This is a genomic window from Paenimyroides baculatum, assembly GCF_008629655.1.
Lineage (GTDB): Bacteria > Bacteroidota > Bacteroidia > Flavobacteriales > Flavobacteriaceae > Flavobacterium > Flavobacterium baculatum.
Genome location: NZ_VWSG01000016.1, coordinates 1 through 19,579, shown reverse-complemented (window position 1 = coordinate 19,579; position 19,579 = coordinate 1). Strand labels below are relative to the sequence as shown.

The 19,579-nt window shown below is 37.8% G+C and carries 16 protein-coding genes; 8 read left to right on the top strand and 8 right to left on the bottom strand.

The annotated features are described in order from the left end of the window. Positions 1-456 precede the first annotated feature (456 nt). The gene (locus F0460_RS14925) at positions 457-1,056 is read left to right on the top strand and encodes a P-loop NTPase family protein (protein WP_150014659.1); all 600 of its coding nucleotides are present in this window, start codon (positions 457-459) and stop codon (positions 1,054-1,056) included. Between the two features lie 249 nt (positions 1,057-1,305). Here F0460_RS14925 and F0460_RS14915 read toward each other — a convergent pair whose 3' ends face one another. Beyond that, positions 1,306-2,049, bottom strand: coding sequence for an XRE family transcriptional regulator (locus F0460_RS14915; RefSeq protein WP_397361898.1), 744 nt, complete (start codon positions 2,047-2,049; stop codon positions 1,306-1,308). A gap of 99 nt (positions 2,050-2,148) precedes the next feature. Here F0460_RS14915 and dinB point away from each other — a divergent pair, with 99 nt between their 5' ends. From dinB to F0460_RS14900, 3 genes are all read left to right on the top strand, one after another. After that, complete coding sequence (gene dinB / locus F0460_RS14910; RefSeq protein WP_150014653.1) at positions 2,149-3,309, top strand: DNA polymerase IV; 1,161 nt, start codon at positions 2,149-2,151, stop codon at positions 3,307-3,309. Between the two features lie 2 nt (positions 3,310-3,311). Then, positions 3,312-6,404, top strand: a complete 3,093-nt coding sequence (locus F0460_RS14905; protein ID WP_150014651.1) for a DNA polymerase III subunit alpha — start codon at positions 3,312-3,314, stop codon at positions 6,402-6,404. 88 nt (positions 6,405-6,492) lie between these two features. Beyond that, positions 6,493-7,032 carry an alpha-ketoglutarate-dependent dioxygenase AlkB family protein gene (locus tag F0460_RS14900; protein WP_317132156.1) on the top strand — a complete coding sequence of 180 codons (540 nt, stop codon included), beginning with the start codon at positions 6,493-6,495 and terminating at the stop codon, positions 7,030-7,032. A gap of 320 nt (positions 7,033-7,352) precedes the next feature. On the opposite strand, the gene F0460_RS14895 is transcribed toward F0460_RS14900, so the two are convergent. From F0460_RS14895 to xseA, 3 genes are all read right to left on the bottom strand, one after another. Continuing rightward, on the bottom strand, positions 7,353-8,480 hold the full coding sequence (locus F0460_RS14895) for a DUF6438 domain-containing protein (protein ID WP_150014647.1): 1,128 nt from the start codon (positions 8,478-8,480) through the stop codon (positions 7,353-7,355). Between the two features lie 162 nt (positions 8,481-8,642). Further along, complete coding sequence (xseB, locus tag F0460_RS14890; RefSeq protein ID WP_150014645.1) at positions 8,643-8,837, bottom strand: exodeoxyribonuclease VII small subunit; 195 nt, start codon at positions 8,835-8,837, stop codon at positions 8,643-8,645. After that, positions 8,798-10,273: an exodeoxyribonuclease VII large subunit gene (gene xseA, locus F0460_RS14885; protein WP_150014643.1), complete on the bottom strand. Its 1,476-nt coding sequence runs from the start codon at positions 10,271-10,273 to the stop codon at positions 8,798-8,800. Before xseA ends, xseB begins: the two co-directional genes overlap by 40 nt. A 305-nt stretch (positions 10,274-10,578) precedes the next feature. On the opposite strand from xseA, the gene F0460_RS14880 reads away from it, so the two are divergent. From F0460_RS14880 to F0460_RS14865, 4 genes are all read left to right on the top strand, one after another. Beyond that, positions 10,579-11,574: an SDR family NAD(P)-dependent oxidoreductase gene (locus F0460_RS14880; protein WP_150014641.1), complete on the top strand. Its 996-nt coding sequence runs from the start codon at positions 10,579-10,581 to the stop codon at positions 11,572-11,574. A 20-nt stretch (positions 11,575-11,594) separates the two neighbouring features. Next, entirely contained in the window at positions 11,595-12,410 is an 816-nt protein-coding gene (locus F0460_RS14875; protein ID WP_150014639.1) for a helix-turn-helix domain-containing protein, read from the top strand. A gap of 11 nt (positions 12,411-12,421) precedes the next feature. Then, the gene (locus tag F0460_RS14870; RefSeq protein ID WP_150014637.1) at positions 12,422-13,186 is read left to right on the top strand and encodes a methyltransferase domain-containing protein; all 765 of its coding nucleotides are present in this window, start codon (positions 12,422-12,424) and stop codon (positions 13,184-13,186) included. Positions 13,187-13,983: 797 nt separating this feature from the next. Continuing rightward, the gene (locus F0460_RS14865) at positions 13,984-14,937 is read left to right on the top strand and encodes a YihY/virulence factor BrkB family protein (protein WP_150014635.1); all 954 of its coding nucleotides are present in this window, start codon (positions 13,984-13,986) and stop codon (positions 14,935-14,937) included. Positions 14,938-14,989: 52 nt separating this feature from the next. Here the strand turns inward: F0460_RS14865 and F0460_RS14860 are convergent, their stop codons facing one another. The 4 genes from F0460_RS14860 to F0460_RS14845 form a co-directional block, all read right to left on the bottom strand. Then, the gene (locus tag F0460_RS14860; protein WP_150014633.1) at positions 14,990-16,483 is read right to left on the bottom strand and encodes an NAD(P)H-hydrate dehydratase; all 1,494 of its coding nucleotides are present in this window, start codon (positions 16,481-16,483) and stop codon (positions 14,990-14,992) included. Between the two features lie 74 nt (positions 16,484-16,557). Further along, complete coding sequence (locus tag F0460_RS14855) at positions 16,558-17,085, bottom strand: DUF4269 domain-containing protein (protein WP_150014631.1); 528 nt, start codon at positions 17,083-17,085, stop codon at positions 16,558-16,560. A 144-nt stretch (positions 17,086-17,229) separates the two neighbouring features. Further along, entirely contained in the window at positions 17,230-17,787 is a 558-nt protein-coding gene (locus F0460_RS14850) for an NADPH-dependent FMN reductase (protein ID WP_150014630.1), read from the bottom strand. A gap of 1,495 nt (positions 17,788-19,282) precedes the next feature. Further along, positions 19,283-19,579, bottom strand: a 297-nt coding sequence (locus F0460_RS14845; protein WP_150014628.1) for a tetratricopeptide repeat protein, incomplete at its 5' end; no start/stop codon positions are given.

Below are 19,579 nucleotides of genomic sequence, written 5' to 3'. Positions count from 1 at the left end.
AATGTCGCCTTTAAATTCGTGATTGTTCAACATAAGGATTTGATTAAAATTTGAATATTGTAATAACAAGAATCAAAGCGCCATTATCATAAAATCGAGTGTTGACAAGTTGAAGTGAGTGCGAAATCATAAGGGAGCAAAGCGACGTTTTTATGATTTAGCTTACAAAACGTAGTCGACCGTTTTAGTGATACGGCAAGATAAAAAAAGAAAAGATTTTTGCTTCTTTTCATCCGAAAAGAAGAGAATCAAAAAACAAAATGTAATTGTAAAAACCAGAATGATTAAAAAGCATAAATTTTTAAGGTTTCGAAAACCTTAATACTTATATCACTTGAAAATGAAAATACTAACAAAAATCCTCATTTAATTCCACGTTATAGTAAAATTTTTTTATCCCAAGGTGGGAATAGTCCAATCGGTTACCAACTTATTTAGCAGAATAAATAAGCAATTATGAACATCAATCAAACCTTCGAACTCAAAAAAGGTAACCGACAATACAACTATTTCAAATGCATGCAGTATCTGCAACAGCAGGGCAGAATTCTGTATGGCAGCAGTTACCGCATTCACCCGTCACAAAGTCAGCAGCTATACAGGTTGTTAGTTTACGCAACAGCAAACAAAGAAGAATGTGCACTATACGGAATCAACCTTCAGAAAGGATTATTGGTTACCGGACCCGGAAACAGCGGCAAAACCAGCCTGCTGCATTTGTTAAAACCATTCTTTCAAACCAACCGACAGTATATCATACGCAGTAGTAGGGAAGTAGCGTTTTGTTATGAACGATTTGGCACACATACCGTACAACAGTATGTTTCTAAAGATATATCGTATTGTTTTGATGACCTGGGACTGGAACAATTTAAGTTGGATACAGAAGTGATAAAGAAATTGTTGCAGTTTCGATTGCTACATGCAGCAGATAATACCCACATTAGTACCCGGTTGAATAAAGCCGCGCTTGTAGAAAAGTACGGCAAAAATTTCACCGAATTGCTGTACCGTAAGCTAAACCCTATAGAGTTTAACAACTCGTTTAATTTATAATGAATAGCTATGAAAAAGCAGGAAGTAAGACTGTGTATTTATCCTAAAGACATCCAGCGCATCACCGGTAAAAGCTATCGGCAAAGCATCCGTATTCTAAAAGCGGTACGGCAACTATTTGATAAACCTGAAAACAGTTACGTCTCGGTTACCGAATTCTGTATGTATAGCGGTCTACCGTATGAGGAAGTTGTAGCATTCCTAGATTGAATTTAGTAATCTGATCCTATAAATTAAAATTCATATTAATTATTTCTTCAACTCATTTACCTCCTTTTTCAATTCCTTAAGCAGCTCTATAATCTGTTGCTGATCTGTATTAAAATCTTCTTTCGTAAATTCTTCTGTTGCAATGCTGCAGGTATATTCCCATATCTCAAAAATATCTGCAAGCGCTATGCTGTAAGGTTCGTAAAAAGAATTGTCTGCTGCTACGGTAACGGTATCTTTTTCAGCTTTTAAAAGTCTTTTATAAGTAATTCCCTCACTGCGCGTTACAAACACATAGCTTTTTCCCTTTTTCAGATCGGTAGCTTTTTCAAGATACTTTCCAATAATTAACGATCCGTCCTTTTGCGGCGGCATCGAATCTCCTTCAACAGGAAAGGCACGGTAGGTTCCCGACCCCAAAAACGGCAGTGAAATATTCTGCAGGTTTTCAATATATTCGGGATCGCTGTAGCCTTCCAAGTACCCCATAGATGCTTTGTGGGGAATAATCTCAATCCTTTTTTCACCTGTTTCATCAGTCTTAACAGGCAGCAGTATCCGGTTGTCGGGCAGCTCCATCAGTTCCTTTAAAGATATTTTACGCAGGTCGGCAGAAACCATCAGATCAATACTCACATGAAAATACCTCGATATCTTAATAAGCAGTTCCACGGGTGGTTCCGATGCCCCGTCTTCATACTTAGCATACCTGCCGCGGGTAATCACAAGGGCGTCTGCGGTCTTTTGCTGTGAGGTCCCTGTCTGACTTCTCAGGTACCGCATATTTTCTGATAAAATAGACATTGCTATAATTTTTAGCAACAAATATAATTAATTATGATACATAACGTACTAATTTTGCTTGGATAAAATACACGTAAAATGGAACGGGCAATTGTACATATGGATATGGATACGTTTTTTGTATCGTGTGAACGATTGGGAAACAGTAGTTTACATAATATTCCGGTCATTATCGGCGGGGGCGACAGGGGCGTTGTGGCATCGTGTTCGTACGAAGCCCGGTATTTTGGCGTACGTTCTGCAATGCCGCTTAAAATGGCACTGCGCCTGTGTCCCGAAGCAAAGGTGATCAAAGGCGATATGGAAAAATATTCGCTGCTGTCACGTACCGTTACCGAAATCATTGAAGAAAAAGCACCCGTGGTTGAAAAGGCAAGTATCGACGAACATTATTTAGACATTACGGGAATCGATAAGTTCTTCGGAGCTTATCAATGGACGCAGGAACTCATGCAGTCGGTCACCCGCCACACGGGGCTGCCGGTTTCTTTTGCCCTGTCGGTAAACAAAACGGTGGCAAAAATAGGTACGGGCGAATCCAAACCTGCGGGGAGAATTGAAATTGCTTCAAATGGCGTACGTCCGTTCCTCAATCCGCTGTCCATAAAAAAAATACCCATGCTGGGCGATGCCACCTTCCAGCTGCTTTCTCGCATCGGCGTGCGCCAAATTCATACATTAGCTGAAATGCCTGTGGAGGTACTACAGCAGATGATCGGTAAAAACGGCATCGATCTGTGGAAAAAGGCAAACGGTATCGATTTCTCGCAGGTAGAACCGTATACCGAACGCAAGTCGGTCTCTACAGAACATACATTTGACCAGGATACCATAGATCTGTACATGCTTCACGCGTTCATCAGCGGAATGGTAGAAAAACTGGCGTACCAGCTGCGCTGCGAACAGTGGCTGGTTTCAACCGTGGTGGTAAAAATCCGTTATGCCAATTTCGATACCGAAACAAAACAGGCAAAGATCGCATATACTTCTGCCGACAACATCCTTACCAAAACGGTTCGTGAATTGTTTGACAGGCTCTACAGCCGCCGCATGCGCATACGCCTCATCGGTATTCGCTTTACGGGGCTGGTACGCGGAAGCCTGCAGATCAATTTGTTTGAAGATACCCAGGAAATGACTGTCCTATACCAGGCAATGGACCGTATCAAGAACCGTTTCGGGTACGATAAGGTGGGGCGTGCCGCCGGTTTTAATTTTACGGCTAAACAAGAAAAGTAACCATGTATATAAACTGTCATTCCTATCACAGCCTCAGATATGGTACCCTTTCGGTAAACGATCTTGTTTCACAGGCACAAACCTGTAATGTAAAGGTGCTTGCGCTTACCGATATCAATACGGTAACGGGTATTTACGATTTTGCCAAAGCATGTAAACAGGCATCTATAAAGCCTGTTGTTGGAATGGAATTCCGATCACACAATCGCTTGCTCTATATAGGGCTGGCAAAAAACCGTGCAGGTATTGGTGAAATGTGCAGGCTGCTTACCGCACATAACTGCGATGGGGCTGAATTGCCTTTAAAAGCACCGGAATTTGAAAACGTATACATTATTTATCCTTTTTCAAACCGTCCGCAAACACTCCGTCAGAATGAGTTTATTGGGGTTAAAACCGAACAATTGAATTTTCTCTTTCAGCAAGAATGGCAGAAAGATCGTACAAAAATGGTGATCTGGAGCCCGGTAACCTTCTCCGGAAAAAAACAGCACAACCTGCACCGCATCCTTCGGGCAATTGATCAGAATGTCATTTTATCAAAGCTGTCCGAAGAGGATTTTTGTACCCTGAACGAAACAATGCAGCCGGTTGATGATCTGTTAAGGCTGTATAAAGATCATCCCGAAATTATAGCTAATACGGAGAAAATATTAGAAGATTGTCATTTTGAATATAACTATAAGGCTCCAAAAAACAAAAAACACTTTACAGGCAGTCGGGAAAGTGATATTCAGCTTTTAACGCAACTGGCAATGAGCGGACTCAAAAAAAGATATGCAGAAAATGATGAGGTAGCTTTCCAACGGGTGCAGAAAGAACTAAAAGTAATAGACGAACTGGAGTTCAGCGGATATTTCCTTATAACCTGGGACATTGTCCGGTACAGCAGCAGTTTGGGTCTTATGCACATCGGCAGGGGCAGCGGCGCCAACAGCATCATTGCTTATTGTCTGGGCATTACAGACATCTGTCCTATAGAACTGGATCTGTATTTTGAACGGTTCCTGAACCTGAATCGCAAAACACCGCCCGATTTCGATATCGATTGGAGCTGGCAGGACCGCAATACCATTTTAGAATATATTTTCAAAAGGTACGGCAAAGACCATGTAGCTTTTTGCGGCACCAATGTAGAATTCAAATACCGTTCTATTTTCCGTGAACTGGGCAAGGTGTTCGGACTCCCGAAAGACGAGCTCGATGCGCTGGCAAAAAATCCAATGGAACGGCACGATGATAATTCGGTGGTGAAACTGGTGCACAAATACGGAAAAATGTTGGAGAAGTATCCCAACCAGCGCAGCATGCATTCCTGCGGCATCATTATTTCCGAAGAACCAATTACCAACTATACCGCACTCGAAATGCCGCCCAAAGGCTTCCCAATCGTCCAGTTCGATATGCACATTGCCGAAGACATCGGCTTCGAAAAGTTCGATATTCTGAGCCAGCGGGGCATCGGAAGCATCAACGATGCCGTAAAGCTGATCGAACAAAACAGGGGTGTAAGTGTAGACATTCGGGATACGTCCATCTCTAAAAACGAACAACAGTGTAATGAATTCCTGAGCCGCGGACAAACAATCGGCTGTTTTTACATCGAATCTCCTGCCATGCGGGGGTTACTTAGAAGGCTTAAGTGCGACAATTATAAAACGTTGGTGGCGGCATCGTCCATCATCCGTCCGGGCGTGGCGCAGTCGGGGATGATGAAAGAATACATCTTCCGGCACAATTATCCCGATCAGTTCGAGTATTTCCATGAGGTGTTTGAAGAACATCTGGGCGATACCTACGGCATCATGGTGTATCAGGAAGACGTCATCAAGATCGCCATGCATTTTGGCGGACTTGAAGCAGCAGACGGCGATATCCTCCGGCGGGCAATGAGCGGTAAGGGGCGTTCGCTGGCGGCACTGCAAAAGGTAAAAGATAATTTCTTTGCTTCATGTACAGCAAAAGGTCATAGCGAATCGTTAAGCCGCGAAGTCTACCGCCAGATCGAATCTTTTGCAGGTTATTCGTTCTGTAAGGCGCATTCTGCTTCTTATGCCGTAGAAAGTTACCAAAGCCTGTACCTCAAGGTATATTATCCGGTAGAATTCATGGTGGCGGTCATCAACAACATGGGGGGCTTTTACCGTACCGAAGTCTACGTGCACGAAGCACGTATGTCGGGTGCCACAATTTTAAACCCCTGTGTCAATAACAGCGAATACCAAACCACGCTCTATGGAACAGATGTGTATCTGGGTTTTATGCACCTGCAGGGACTCGAAAGTAAGTTGGGCGAACACATACCCGAAGAACGTAAGCGCAATGGTGATTATAGTTCTCTGGAAGATTTCATTCGCCGCATACCTATTGGTATAGAAGGGGTGCAGTTGTTAATATACATAGGCGCTTTTCGTTTTACCGGAAAAAATAAGAACGAGCTGTTGGTACAGGCACGCTTGCTGTTAGTGAACTTTAAATCCGAAAACCGTAACCTTACCCTGTTGCAGGAACCTGTAAAAGAGTTTAAACTTCCTGAGTTATCCCGATCTCGGTTTGAAGATGCTTTTGATGAAATAGAATTGATAGGTTTTACGGTATCCTGCACACCTTTCGATCTGTTGCAGACAAAACACAGGGGTGAGGTTATGGCTAAAGAGCTTACAAACCACCACAAAAAAGAAGTAAAAATGCTTGCATACCTTATTTCGCGCAAACATGTACCCACCAAGAAAGGAGCTATGTTTTTTGGTACCTGGATCGATGTGGAAGGAAACTATTTCGATACCGCCCATTTCCCTGATTGTCTGCAGCAGTATCCCTTTCAAGGTGGCGGTTGTTATTTGTTATTGGGCAGGGTAGAGGTCGATTATCATTTCCCTACAATAACAATACTTAAAATGGCAAAAATGCCGTTCATCCCCGATCCGCGCTATGCCCATGATACCGATAAAGCATACAATGTTCACCAACAGATAAAGGAAGACGTTTCCATGACGCAGCGCAAACCGTACCCGCAGGAACATGAAATAGGGCTGCCAAGACGTAAGATCAACGAACAGTACAACATAAAAGATATAATGAAAAACAAAGAATAAACAATATATGAAGCTTTTTAACGATACCGACCTGTTTGCAACCGGCACCCGTGGCACCCGGGAGTTCGATCTGCCCGATGCAGATATAATGCTCATTGATAATTTCTTCAGTAAAGAAGAATCCGACGATTTTTACGATAAGTTGCTGACAGAAACCCAATGGCGTGAATATGAAATGCCCATGTACGATAAAATTGTAACCGCACCCCGCATGATCTCCTGGCATCAGGATAAAAAGGACGGTATTCCCTCGGGAAATGCACCCGAATTTACTGCCGACCTAAATAAAATACGCCAACGGGTAGAAACACAAATCGGTCTTAAGTTCAATGCGGTACTTTTAAACCTGTACCGCAACGGCAACGACGGTGTTTCGTGGCATAGCGACAAGATCGATAAATCGGGTATCAATCCAATTATTGCATCTGTGACTTTTGGTGAAACACGCATGTTCCGCTTAAGGCATAAATTTCGGAAAGATGTTCCACAACTCGAAATACCGCTGTATCACGGTTCGTTCCTTACTATGGCGGGCAAAACCAATAGTTTCTGGGAACACGCAGTTCCTAAAACCGCTAAAGAGGTACTGCCCAGAATCAATCTTACCTTTCGCAGGGTCATCAGGTAAAAAGCAAGTTCTTTACAACAACATACCAATGCATATTACTCGGCTTTTCCTCAAAATGTTCGTTTAATTAATCAATGATTTTCAAAAGATTTGTAAAGTATTTTGTCATTCTGAACTTGTTTCAGAATCTCATCCTAAATTCAAAATACATCTGTCTTCCATTAAGCTATAGTTCTAAATTCTTAATCATCCTGTCATTCAGAACGAAGTGAAGAATCTCATTCGCATCGTTCTAAATTTCATCATGTAAATAAACTAAATGTTCATGAAAATAGTAATGTCTGTAGTACGCTCTTAACCTTTGGCGCTGAAAGGCTTCTTTATTCTTTCAATATCTTGCGTTGTTCAATATTATTTCTGGTAATAAAATTATACCCTAAATCATATAATACGGTTTCGTTTTCTAGTTTTATTTGGTAAAAACGACCATCAGTGTACATTTTTTCTCCTTCCTCCCAAAAATAATCAGTAGTAAAATAAAGAGGTTTAAATTTCTGATCAGAAACGGTAGCTTTCATCATTAGTTCCTGAAACAGAAAAAACACCTCAGATTCATACATAGGGTAATAGTGTTTTTTATCTGCAAAATATATATCGCCAAAAAAATAAAAAGGTATGCTTGCATTAATCTTTTCCAGTTTCTTACGCAGATATAAATAACTTAAATCGTTATAAGCCCAGATAAATTCAGTAGGCGCATGTCTGCCATAATCAGAAACAGATTTTACAATAGTATCATTTCGCACAAAGGTTACCGATATAGTTTGGTCATCCGTCCATGATGCAGCATAATGATTTTTTAAATCTTTAATAGCGCTTTGTTTAAAATTTTCTTCAAAGTTTTTAAATTCTTGTAAGCTTACTTGTGCTTTATACAAACCAGTCTTATCGGTATATTCAATGCCCGAAAAAAGCATTGTGCCTGCATTGTCAATACTTATACTAAGAATAGGGCAGCTTCCATAACATCCCGAACTGGACATGATGATCTTATCGTAATGCTCTATAGCATCCGTCTGGTAAGTTAATTTAGCGTATGTGTCGTAGCCGTTACCTGCAACAAGTTTTAGAGTGTCTTTCGTTAATGAAAGTATTTTATAAGCATTCCATTTACCATCTGCCTTGTGGTACATCTTTAAGCTGTCACCAATAATTCTGTAGGTTGTTCGGGTACCTAAATAGTCTTTTCTACCTTTTCCGTTGGTTCTGTAAAACCCTATTTTATAAGAAACATCTTTTTCATTGATAAAGTGAAAACCGGGAACAAAATAATCTTCAAAACCAGAATCTGGAATATATTCAGGATCACTTTCATCCAATTGTGGCTGGTTACTTTCATGTTTTATAAATTTCCATTGTCCTGTAATGTCTTTCGTTTCATACTTGTTGGAAGTACACGAGTATAAAATTATTACGCAGAAAAGTAAGTAAACAATACGGTTGTTCATAAAGTAGTTTTAATTTAAAAATACTGTTTTTTAATAAAAACTTATATAAAATAGCAAATAAAAACCAGAATCACATTTATAAGATTTTTGTCTGGCACAAATAAATGGCCAGGAATATTCAAGCAGTTTCTCACACTGTAAGTTGTAGTTCCAAATTTTGTGTTACAACCCAAGTGTCTTTATTATTTCTTCCACTTTCTTTTCCGTAGAAGCAAGTTTCTCTTTGCAGAAAACGATCAGTTTCGATGCACGTTCTACCTTTTCAGCCAGTGCGTCTATACCAATGCGGTCGTTTCTTAAATCATCAAGAATCTGTTCTAATTCTTGTTCTGCTTTTTCGTATGTAAGTCCTTCCATGTGGGTGTATCTTCTATTTTAGCGTTAACTATTCGGTCGTAAAGTTCAATTTCTATAAAATCTCCTTTTTCAAGCATAGTGGTATGTTTTACAATTACCTCTTCTTTCCTTACAAGTCCGTAGCCTTTTTTTAATAGTGCTTCAGGATGGTAAAGGTTCGAATAATGTTCCCAATTGTCAAGTTTGCTATTTGCCTGTCTAAGTTTCATTTTTGTAAGGTAGTGCAGTTGCTCCGTCTTTTGCTTTAACGGTGTTCTGGCTTCGCGCACTATATAGCTGCTGTATAACTGTAGTTGTTCCGCTTGTTCATTCCTTATCTGTAAGGCTTGCTGTGTCTGTTTTTTTGGCAGCAGGCTCAGCTGTTGTAAAGCTTTGTCCAACAGTGAATGTGCCTGTACCTGTTCTTCGTTTACCATAGTAAGTATACGGTTGGTAAGCGTGTGTAGGTTTCCTCGCTCCATTCGGGTCAGGGCTATACTCAATGAAGCAAATTCAGTAATATGGTGTTTCATATCTTTATTCAGCTGCTGCAGTTTTCGCTCGTAGGTTTGCCTTATGCCTATATACAAAAGCTGTATGTTGTTTTCAAATTCAACAGTACGTTCTACTATAAACGCACCTGCGGCACTGGGTGTTTTCAGTGAGGTATGTGCTGTAAGGTCTGCAATGCTGGTATCGGTTTCATGACCAATACCGGTAATAACGGGTAGAGGGCAGCTGCCTATTGCTTTTGCCAGTTCGTAATCGTTAAATGCCTCCAGGTCAAATTTCGATCCGCCTCCGCGCAGCAGTACTACTGCATCAAAATTCCCGTAGGGTATTTTCCCAAGCTGCTCGGCTATTTCTTTTGCAGCGGTATCTCCCTGTACCTTTGCAGGAAAATTTTCTATTTGGTAAGCATATCCATAGGAATTTTTGTTCAGCTGGTTCAGAAAATCTTCGTAACCCGATGTGTTGGGCGATGCTACAAGTGCAATTCGCTGAATCACTTTTGGCAGTTTGTGTTCTTTGTTTTTTTCTAAAATTCCTTCCTTCAGCAGTTGTTCCAGTACGGCCTTCTTTTTGCGTTCCAATGCGCCAAGGTTGTAGGTTACGTCCACTTTCGTAATAACGAACGATAACCCGTAAACGGTATGAAAAACGGCTTTGCAGTAGCACATAATTTCGCTCCCCGGCTTAATGATGTGTTCAAAATCCCTTCCCAGTTCTTCCTTCAGGTAAGTTACAGTATAGTTCCATATCTGGGCGGTACTTTTGGCAAGAATGGTTCCGTCTTTTGTTTCTACCAAATCCAGATAGTAGTGCCCTTTGCGGTCGCTTTTTACATGCATCAGTTCTGCCTTCATCCAAAAATATACCTCGTTCATACACTCGTCAAACAGTTGCTTGATGCGGTTCATGATAACCGATAGGGAATAGGCTTTTTCTGAAATCACAGTTTGTCTTTAATTGTTCAATAAAGATAAAAAAAGGAAGGTTATAAAATCAAAATTTTTTTCTGTTAATGTTTTTTATCGGGCATTACATAAAAAAAAAGTGGTTGCTGATAAAACGTACAAGCTCGTTACCTCGTTACAAAATTTCCCAATTCCACCAATTCCCTATTAAAACAGAATATAAAAATCTACACAAATCAAGAGCGGTATGAACTTTTCAACAAAGCATGTTCGGACGTTTCAACAAAATTGTTCTTTCTGTGATCCGTTAATTTTGTTTTATCAAACAATTAAAATTAAATAAAATGAAACAAAACAATTATCTAGGTAAATTACAAAATCCAATTAAATCGGGTTTTAATTCAAAATCAACAACCGAAGAAGTAATAAAGGGAATTGATCTTTCGGGAAAAATAGTAATTGTTACCGGAGGGAATACAGGAATTGGTTTGGAAACGGTTAAGACCCTGTCCAATGCAGGCGCAAAGATCGTCGTTCCGGCTCGCGACATTGAAAAAGCAAAAAGAAATCTTGCCAGAATCGCTAATGTACAATTCGAAGAAATGGATTTGGCAAATCCCGATTCAATAGATGCTTTTGCGGAAAAATTTCTGGCTTCAGGCAGTCCGCTTCATTTGCTTATCAATAACGCAGGCATTATGTGGGTTCCGCTTCGTAGAGACAATCGGGGATTTGAATCGCAATTGGCAGTTAACTATTTGGCACATTTTCAGCTCACTGCAAGATTGTGGACTGCTTTGAAAAAAGCAAACGGCGCAAGGGTTGTAAATGTTTCTTCCGGCGGTCACCAGTTTTCGGATTTTAATTTTGAGGATCCGAATTTTGTTCATCGCGAATATGAAACATTGCTCGGCTATGGACAATCAAAAACTGCAGTCAATCTTTTTTCGCTTGAGTTTGATACTCGTGCAAAACAACACAATGTTAGAAGCTATGCTTTATGTCCCGGAGCTGTCGGAGAAACCGAATTGTCAAGAGAAGCACCATTAGATCTGTTTCAAAAATTAGGTTATGTAGATTCTGAAGGAAATTTATTGCCTGAAGTGCAGGCTTCTTTAAAAACCATCCCTCAAGGTGCTGCAACAACGGTTTGGTGTGCCACAAGTCCTTTACTGAATGATCTGGGAGGCGTGTATTGTGAAAATGTAGACGTGGCACTTTTAAGCCCTGATAATAAATTAATTGGTGGTGTAAAATCTTATTCCTTAGATGAACATAATGCGCAGCGTTTGTGGAACCTGAGTGAAGAAATGACGGGCATTAAATTTGAATTGAGCTGATATTTGTATATTTGTAATACATGGATTATCAGGTCAACTATATCAGTCCCGAACTTAAACTTTCTTGTTACGAAGGAAAGTTGTTCAAAACAGAAGCGGCATTTCAAGATCATTTGTTAGTCTGGCTGATTTCGGGTGAAACCAAAATCATTCAGGCCGATGAAAGTTTTGTTTTCGTCGCGGGCAGTATATTTTTGATTCCAAGAAACCAATTGGCAACAATCGTCAATTACCCAAAAAATGGATTGCCGCATAAAGCGGTTGCAATGCATCTTTCAACAAAACGATTGAAAGAATTTTATGACAATCGATCTGTAAGAACAGAAATTAAACTAGAGAAGATCATCCGTTTCCACAAACATCCTTTATTGGAAAGCTGCCTTAATTCACTGATTCCTTACTTCGAAATCCAAAATAGTTTTCCTGAAAATATTGCCTCGCTAAAGATCAATGAGGCAATCACTATTTTGCGAACCATTGACAGAAATATCGATGTTGTTTTGAATAATTTTGAAGAACCGGGAAAAATCGATCTGAAAACTTTTATGGAAAAAAATTTCATGTTCAATATGTCATTGGAAAAATTCGGATACCTTACAGGACGCAGTCTTACTACTTTCAAACGTGATTTTCAGAAAACATTTCATTCAACACCGCAACGATGGTTGATAAAAAAACGCTTGGAATTAGCGCATTATGAATTGGTTGAAAAAAATAAAAAACCTGTTGATTTTTACTATGAAATTGGTTTCGAAAACCTTTCGCATTTTTCATTTGCGTTCAAAAAGCAGTATGGCTGTGCACCAACCAAATTGTTAAATAATTACACAGAATAAAATCGTATACCATGCCTTGGAACCCTGAAACATACAACCAGTTTAAAAACATCCGCTACCAGCCGTTTTTTGATTTGACGGAATTTATTTCTCCACAAAATATTAAAACTGCAATTGATATAGGCTGCGGAACAGGTGAACAAACCCATATTCTTTCACAAAAGTTTGATAAAACAAATTTTATCGGGATTGATTCTTCTGCGGAAATGCTTGCTAAAAGCGAAGGATTTCAAACTGAAAAGCTGAGTTTCCAGTTGGCGTCTGTAGAAGAATTCTTTTATGCCAATCAAAAATTTGATCTCATTTTTAGCAATGCGGCGCTTCAATGGTCAGACAATCATGAGGAGTTGTTTCCAAAGTTAATTTCACATCTTACTGAAAACGGACAATTTGCAATTCAAATGCCCATGCAGGCCTACAATGTTCTCAATATAATACTTCTTGAACTCGTTCAGGAAAAACCATACAGTGATTTCCTCAACGGTTGGAAAAGAGTACCTACGATGTTAAGTATTGACGAGTATGCGCAAATTATGTTTGATGGTGGTCTAAAGGATATTCAGATTATTCAAAAAGTATATCCGATCATTGCAGATGATGCCGAGAAATTATTTGATTTTATTTCTGGTTCTGCACTAATTCCGTACATGGATAGACTATCAGAAGAACAATCCGAAATTTTCATTGGTGAATACAAAAAAAGAATAGAAAAAACATTCTCAAAATTTCCTGCGATTTATTCTTTCAAACGCTTGTTACTTTATGGTAAAATGTAAGATAGCAACTGTAGTTTCAATGTAAATATCAAAAATTGTTAAATAAAATCAATATATTTAGTTAAAAAAATATAAAATAATTCAAATTAAAATGCGTATATTTATAAAAAATTATACAAACAATGTTTACCGAAACAGATTTAATGCTGATAAGGTAGGGTTTGCTACAAAAATTGAATGAAGATTTTAAAAGATTTCGCAGTCATAGCGAAGAAAACTTAAAGATTTTAAAAATCGTAGGAAAAATAAATTTGTACATGCAAGTGCAGGTTTAACTAATATCTCACTGAACACCCAGCTTTTCTATAAGCTGGGTGTTTATTTTTACAGTCACACTGCTTGCAGATTATTTTTACTCAATAGGTAATTTTATAAACTGAATAAAAAACACACTCATTAACCTACCAAAGCAATGAGTGTGTAAAATTCTGTTCTTCAAAACTAATGATATAACCCCAATAGTCGTGCCGATATATCGTAAATCATATTTTTTTTATGGAGATACCGGTAGCATTGTTTGATAATACATATTAATACATATTTAGGTAAAGACCAGTAAGATTACGACTTTTTTAAACTGTTTAATTGTTCTACGTTTTGTGAAATTTTTCACATTTTAGAGGTATACGTTGTTTGGATTAAACCATATTATGAAGTGATTTTTACTTTTCAAAGAACTGATTTGCAGTTCGTATTTACGACGTTGTAGATTTTTGCACGGAATAATTGAATTAGTAGGAGGTATGTTGACGCTTGGATTATTTTTTGCTGTTTAATGTATAACAAAAAAGAGAAACATGGAAAAAAAGACTTTTCTTAAAACGGCATTTGGAATTCTAAAAGAAACCGTAAGCACCTTTATGGATAACAAAGGTTTAAAGCTTAGTGCGTCCCTCGCGTATTACACCTTGTTTTCAATGGCACCTTTGTTGTTGCTGGTTATCTCCCTTGCAGGTGCTTTTTTTGGAAGGGAAGCAATTGAAGGAAGTGTATTCGCGGAATTAAACGGACTCGTAGGCAATGAAGCGGCAGCACAGATACAACAGATTATTAAAAATATGGAGCTTTCGGGCAGTACTACATTATCTTTAGTCATTGGTGCCGTGAGTTTGATCATTGGTGCTACTACAGTTTTTGGAGATATTCAGGATTCGGTAAATAAAATATGGAGCGTTAAGGCAAAACCCGAGAAGGGTTGGCTTAAATTGGTTAAAGACCGTCTGCTGTCTGGATCTATCATAATCGGACTCGGATTTTTACTCATTGTTGCACTGGTAGTAAACGGTGCTGTGTCTGCATTTGATTATATTCTGAAAGGTTGGCTGCCCGATTTCTCGGTAGTTCTGTTAACGGCACTTACGGCATTGGTAAACTTTCTTGTGCTGGCATTGTTGTTTGGTGTAATTTATAAGGTCTTGCCCGATGCTAAAATTAAATGGCGAGATGTTAGGGCAGGTGCGCTCTTTACTGCAGCACTATTTATGCTGGGCAGGTACGTCATCGGTATTTATATTGATAAGGAAGATGTAGGCTCGCCCTACGGAGCAGCAGGTTCCCTTATAATTATCCTGATATGGGTATATTATTCTGCTGCAATCTTGTATATAAGTACCTCGTTCACCAAAGTATATGCTGCCGCAAAGGGTGAAAACATAAAACCTTCAGACCATGCCGTGTATGTCGAAGAAAAGGAAGTTGAAAGTGACAATGCTTCAGTTTTGAAAGATGTTGATCAGGAAAAAGAACTGTAGTGTACATATCATCAATGACAGATAATTGCTATAGAATAATATAACGCAGACGTTAGTCTTTACCACCGGATAACAGCCTGCGTACTGTTAATGGTATCTGTTCTGCAACTACAGATGCCGGAGTCACTTCATAGCTTTCAGCGAGTTCGTCTCCTGCTTTTCCGTGAACAAAACAGCCAACTACAGCTGCGTAAAAAGCGCAGTATCCTCTTGCTAAAAAACCGGTAATGCAACCCGTCAGCACGTCGCCCATGCCTCCTTGTGCCATTGCAGGATTCCCTGTAGCGTTTATAAACACCTTTCCTTCTTCGTTAAAAATGTAGGTATACTGGTTTTTTAAAACAATAACGCAATGCAGCTCCTTCGCTTTGGCTTTGGCTGTCTGTATACGGTCGTACCAGTTTGTGTGTTTACCAAAAAGACGGTCAAATTCCTTTACGTGAGGTGTCAGTATCACAGGTTGTTTAATATACTGTTTCAACAGATCGGTTGTTAACAGGTTCAGTGCATCTGCATCTAAAACCATTGGTTGCTTTTGTTGCAGTAAAAACAAAAGTTGCTTTCGTTGGTCGTTATCGGTACCCATTCCCGGACCTGTGGCAATACATTGGTACTTTGCGTAATCTAAAATTTTCAAATCGTCTTTATCGGCGGTCATCAGTTCGGGTTGGTAGATGTTTATGTACGGAAAATAGTCTGCTTCACTAAGCAGTGTTACCAGTCCTGCACCCGAAAATAAAGCTGCTTTAGCCGTTAGCAGGCTGGCACCTTTGGTTTGTGTATTTCCCGAAACAACCAGCGCATGACCGTATGTACCTTTATGGGTGAATGCTTTCCGCTTATGTAGCAGTTTTTGCACCGCAGTTTCATCTGTCCAGTAATAGTCTGTGGGTATAGTTGTTAAATAGGTTTCATCAAGTCCTATTTCCGTAAATTTAAATGCTTTAGTCACCACAGATGATTCCGGAAGCGTAAATAAAAGCTTCGGGCGTTGAAAACAAATGGTCAGATCTGCCCTGATTCCTTCGTAATTTTCAAAAGTAAACCTGTCTGCAGAACAGCCCGACGGAATATCGACAGATACGGTGTATTGAGAGTTTTTGTTGATATGCGCAAAACTGCTTTTTAAAAACGAGCTCAACTCTCTGTTTAATCCTGATCCTAAAACGGCATCAATCACCACATCAAAATGCTGTGGTAGTTGTTCCGGAGTACGGGCAGTTTCAAACGGTATTTTTAGGGAATGAAGTCTTTCTTTGTTTATGGTGAAATCTTCAGACGCGTTTGCAAAGTCATCCAGACAGATTACCTGAATATTCGGGTAGCCTTTTATACGCAGTAAACGCGCAATTGCTAAGCCGTCACCGCCGTTATTTCCCGTTCCTGCAATTACCGTAATATGCCGTATAGGGCTAATGTCGGTTACAAAAATTTTAGTAAACGCTGTGGCAGCCTGTTCCATAAGCTCGGTAGATGAAATTCCCGAATGTGCGCAGGTGTAAACATCAGCTTCACGCATTTCTTTGTCAGTTATTAGCTTCAGCATATTATTAGGTTAATTAAAAGCTCCTTATTGTAGAGCTAGAAGTTTAGTCTTATTATCATCTCCATGCCCAGTCTCTATTCATTCCTTTCAAGTTCCAATAACGATGTATAAGGATCGCCTGTAAGGTTAAGTTCCAAAGCAAACGCAGCTTCCGTTTTAAATCCCTGATTTTTCAAGTTGATAATGCGTTGTCTCAATTTCTCTCCATATTGCTGTAGTAAGTCATATTCAATCACAAGGTGCCTGTATGCTAATTGTTGTTTTGTTGGAATGTTTTGTCCGAATAGTTCTATTTCAAAATCTTGCGTTGAGAAGTTGGCTACAATACAAAAATTACCGTTAATAATCACTTCTCTTATTGTAAAGTTATGTTCACCGCCAAAATTGTTTTCAACTGTTTCAACAAATTCTTTACTGCTGGTAAAAAAGCATATAATATCCAAATCACTATTGGCTACATCAATTGTAAGTGGTATTGTACCTACCAGTATTGGGTCAAATTTTTTTAGTTTTAATAATATCTTATAGTCATTCAATGTAGTGTATGCCTGCCTTTGTCTGTAGGTACCATATTTCAGATAGGCTATATTCTCAAAATCCATAATAAAAGTTGATGTTGTATATAGTTGGCTTTGTAATTCTTTAAAATTAATAATTTTAACAGTAAACTAAAAAAGACAATAATCATACATTGTCTCTGCAGCTTTAAACAGTAAGTACAAGGCTTGTTACTAGTTATTAGGGAGTTATTTTATGAACTTTGAAGCAAAATCCAGATAGGTTTTTAAAGACTCTGTTAGAAAAGAAGCAGTATCTTCTTTGATAAGTTCTCCTTTGTCGTTAAAATAATCCTGAACGTTCGGCAGATAAATTTCTGGTTGCTGCAGCGCAGGCATGTTAAGAAAGGTAAGTGATTGTCTCAAGTGGTGGTTGGCTCCAAAACCGCTTATACCGCTAACCGATGATGATATCACAAAACAAGGTTTACCATCCCACACATTTTTACCATAAGGTCTTGAACCTACGTCCAGTGCATTTTTCAATGCCGCTGGAACAGATCTGTTATGCTCCGGGGTTATAAATATAATACCGTCTTTAGCTTTTACTTTTTTTCTGAAAATTGAATAGTTTTCAGGTTCATCGGTTTCATCATAATCTTGATTATATAATGGCAGATCTGCAATGTTGATAGTTTCAAGGGTATGGCCTTCTGGTGTTTTCGATATTAAAAAATCTGCTATTTTCTTTGTGTAGGCATCTTTTCTAATGGAACCTACAATAATACCTATCGATTTCTTCTGCATAATTTATGGTTTAAGTTAACAAATATTTTAATTAGTAAATTGGCTGTTTCTCCAATATGTATTCAGTGCTAAAACATATTCTTATCTAAAAATACAATTTTTAATCTTATTTTTTTCAATTTTCTGCTATAAAATGCTAATGAATATGTACCAAATCAATAAATGATTAAGTGAAATACACGTTATTTATATACTAGCTAGCTAGTATAAAAATCAAGTAGTTCAATTTTTTTTTTGGAACATGTGTAATACCATCATGTTTTTGTAGGTGTTTTGTGGTTTTCATTTTATTAGTTGCTTTTTTTATCAATTTAATTTGTAATAGTATCAAAGTTGATAAATTAATAAATTATACTTTTACAAAAATGTAAAATCAAATATCTCACCAATATGTTTAAATATGAAGAAATGATACTTATTAGGCAATGCCTGCTCGAAAAAGTGGATCAAAATTTAAATAAGTTTAGAAAACATAACAAGGAATCTTTGGAAATGATTGCTATCGTTAAAAAAATTAATCTTCTTTTGGCTATATCCTAAATCTAAAAATAAACCTCCTTAATTAGGGCGGTTTTATTTTTTATTGCAGGTTCCGGTCGGTTGTATAACTGTTGTAGTGAGTAATAAATGTGACCCACTAAAAAAGCAGTTTATAAAAAATTTCTCTGATACCGGATAGAAGACTAACGTGTTTAACAAAAAAAGAAAAGCACCTGCCAATAAAGACAGATGCTTTTCCATAACCAAAAAAACACTTATGAATTTTAAATTTATAGAATCTTTTACAAATAAAAAGAATAAGCTAAATAAATTTAGTACCTGTTCAAGCCTTTGTTTTTCTTAATTAAATAATATATAAAAAAGAGGTTACAAAGTCACCTCTTTAAACGTAAAATAAACTTTGATGACATTGGAAGGAATTAAAAAAATACCTGCAATTTCTCACAGGTATTTCACTAAGTAACAATTACATTAATTCTGTCATCATTCAAATATATAATTTTTTTCAAAATAAAAAAAGGATTGCATTAACAATCCCTTCGCTCCTTATAAAGACATAATATCATTAATAAATAGATTAAGTTGATAATTATGTGTTTCAAAAATAGTAATAAAAATGATTTATCAACATTAAAAGTAGATTAGAAATTAAAAATAAGTTTACATACGTAATTGCTTATTATATTTAGTATTGTCTTTGGCTTTATTTATTTCCTATGTCCAACAAATAAGGCATAATGTATTTTAAACGCACACCAACAATAAAAGGGTGTTCTTAATCTGTTATTCTAATATTTCAAAACAACAGCTGTTAAGCAAAACATCCCGCAAACAGAACAATGAAAGATCACCTTTTCAAGTCAAACCTTCAAACCAATCAAAATTTTCTGATTTTTTATTCTTTCTTTCCCTGCTTTCACTTTGTTTGGTATTTCACATTTAGATAGTAAAGGCAATAAACGTGATAACTTAAAATTTCAATATTATTTTCATTTTATAATCGAATTAGTTCGTTTTCTATTAAGTACTTTTTTCTAATTTTTTGTTTCATCTTATTCATAACCAGAATGAATAAATCATCGGATTCTTTTGGATTGATTTCTTTGAGAATTCTAGCTCTTACTAAAGATAAATACATGTGCTCGTTCGGTAGTTCTTTTTCTATTTGTGAAAGAATTTCCAAAGCTTTTTCCGTTTTACCAATCTTGCTCAAACAAAAACAATAGTTCATTTTTACAATAGGCGATTGCGAAACTTTTTGCATCATTTCGTATAATTTCACAATGTCATT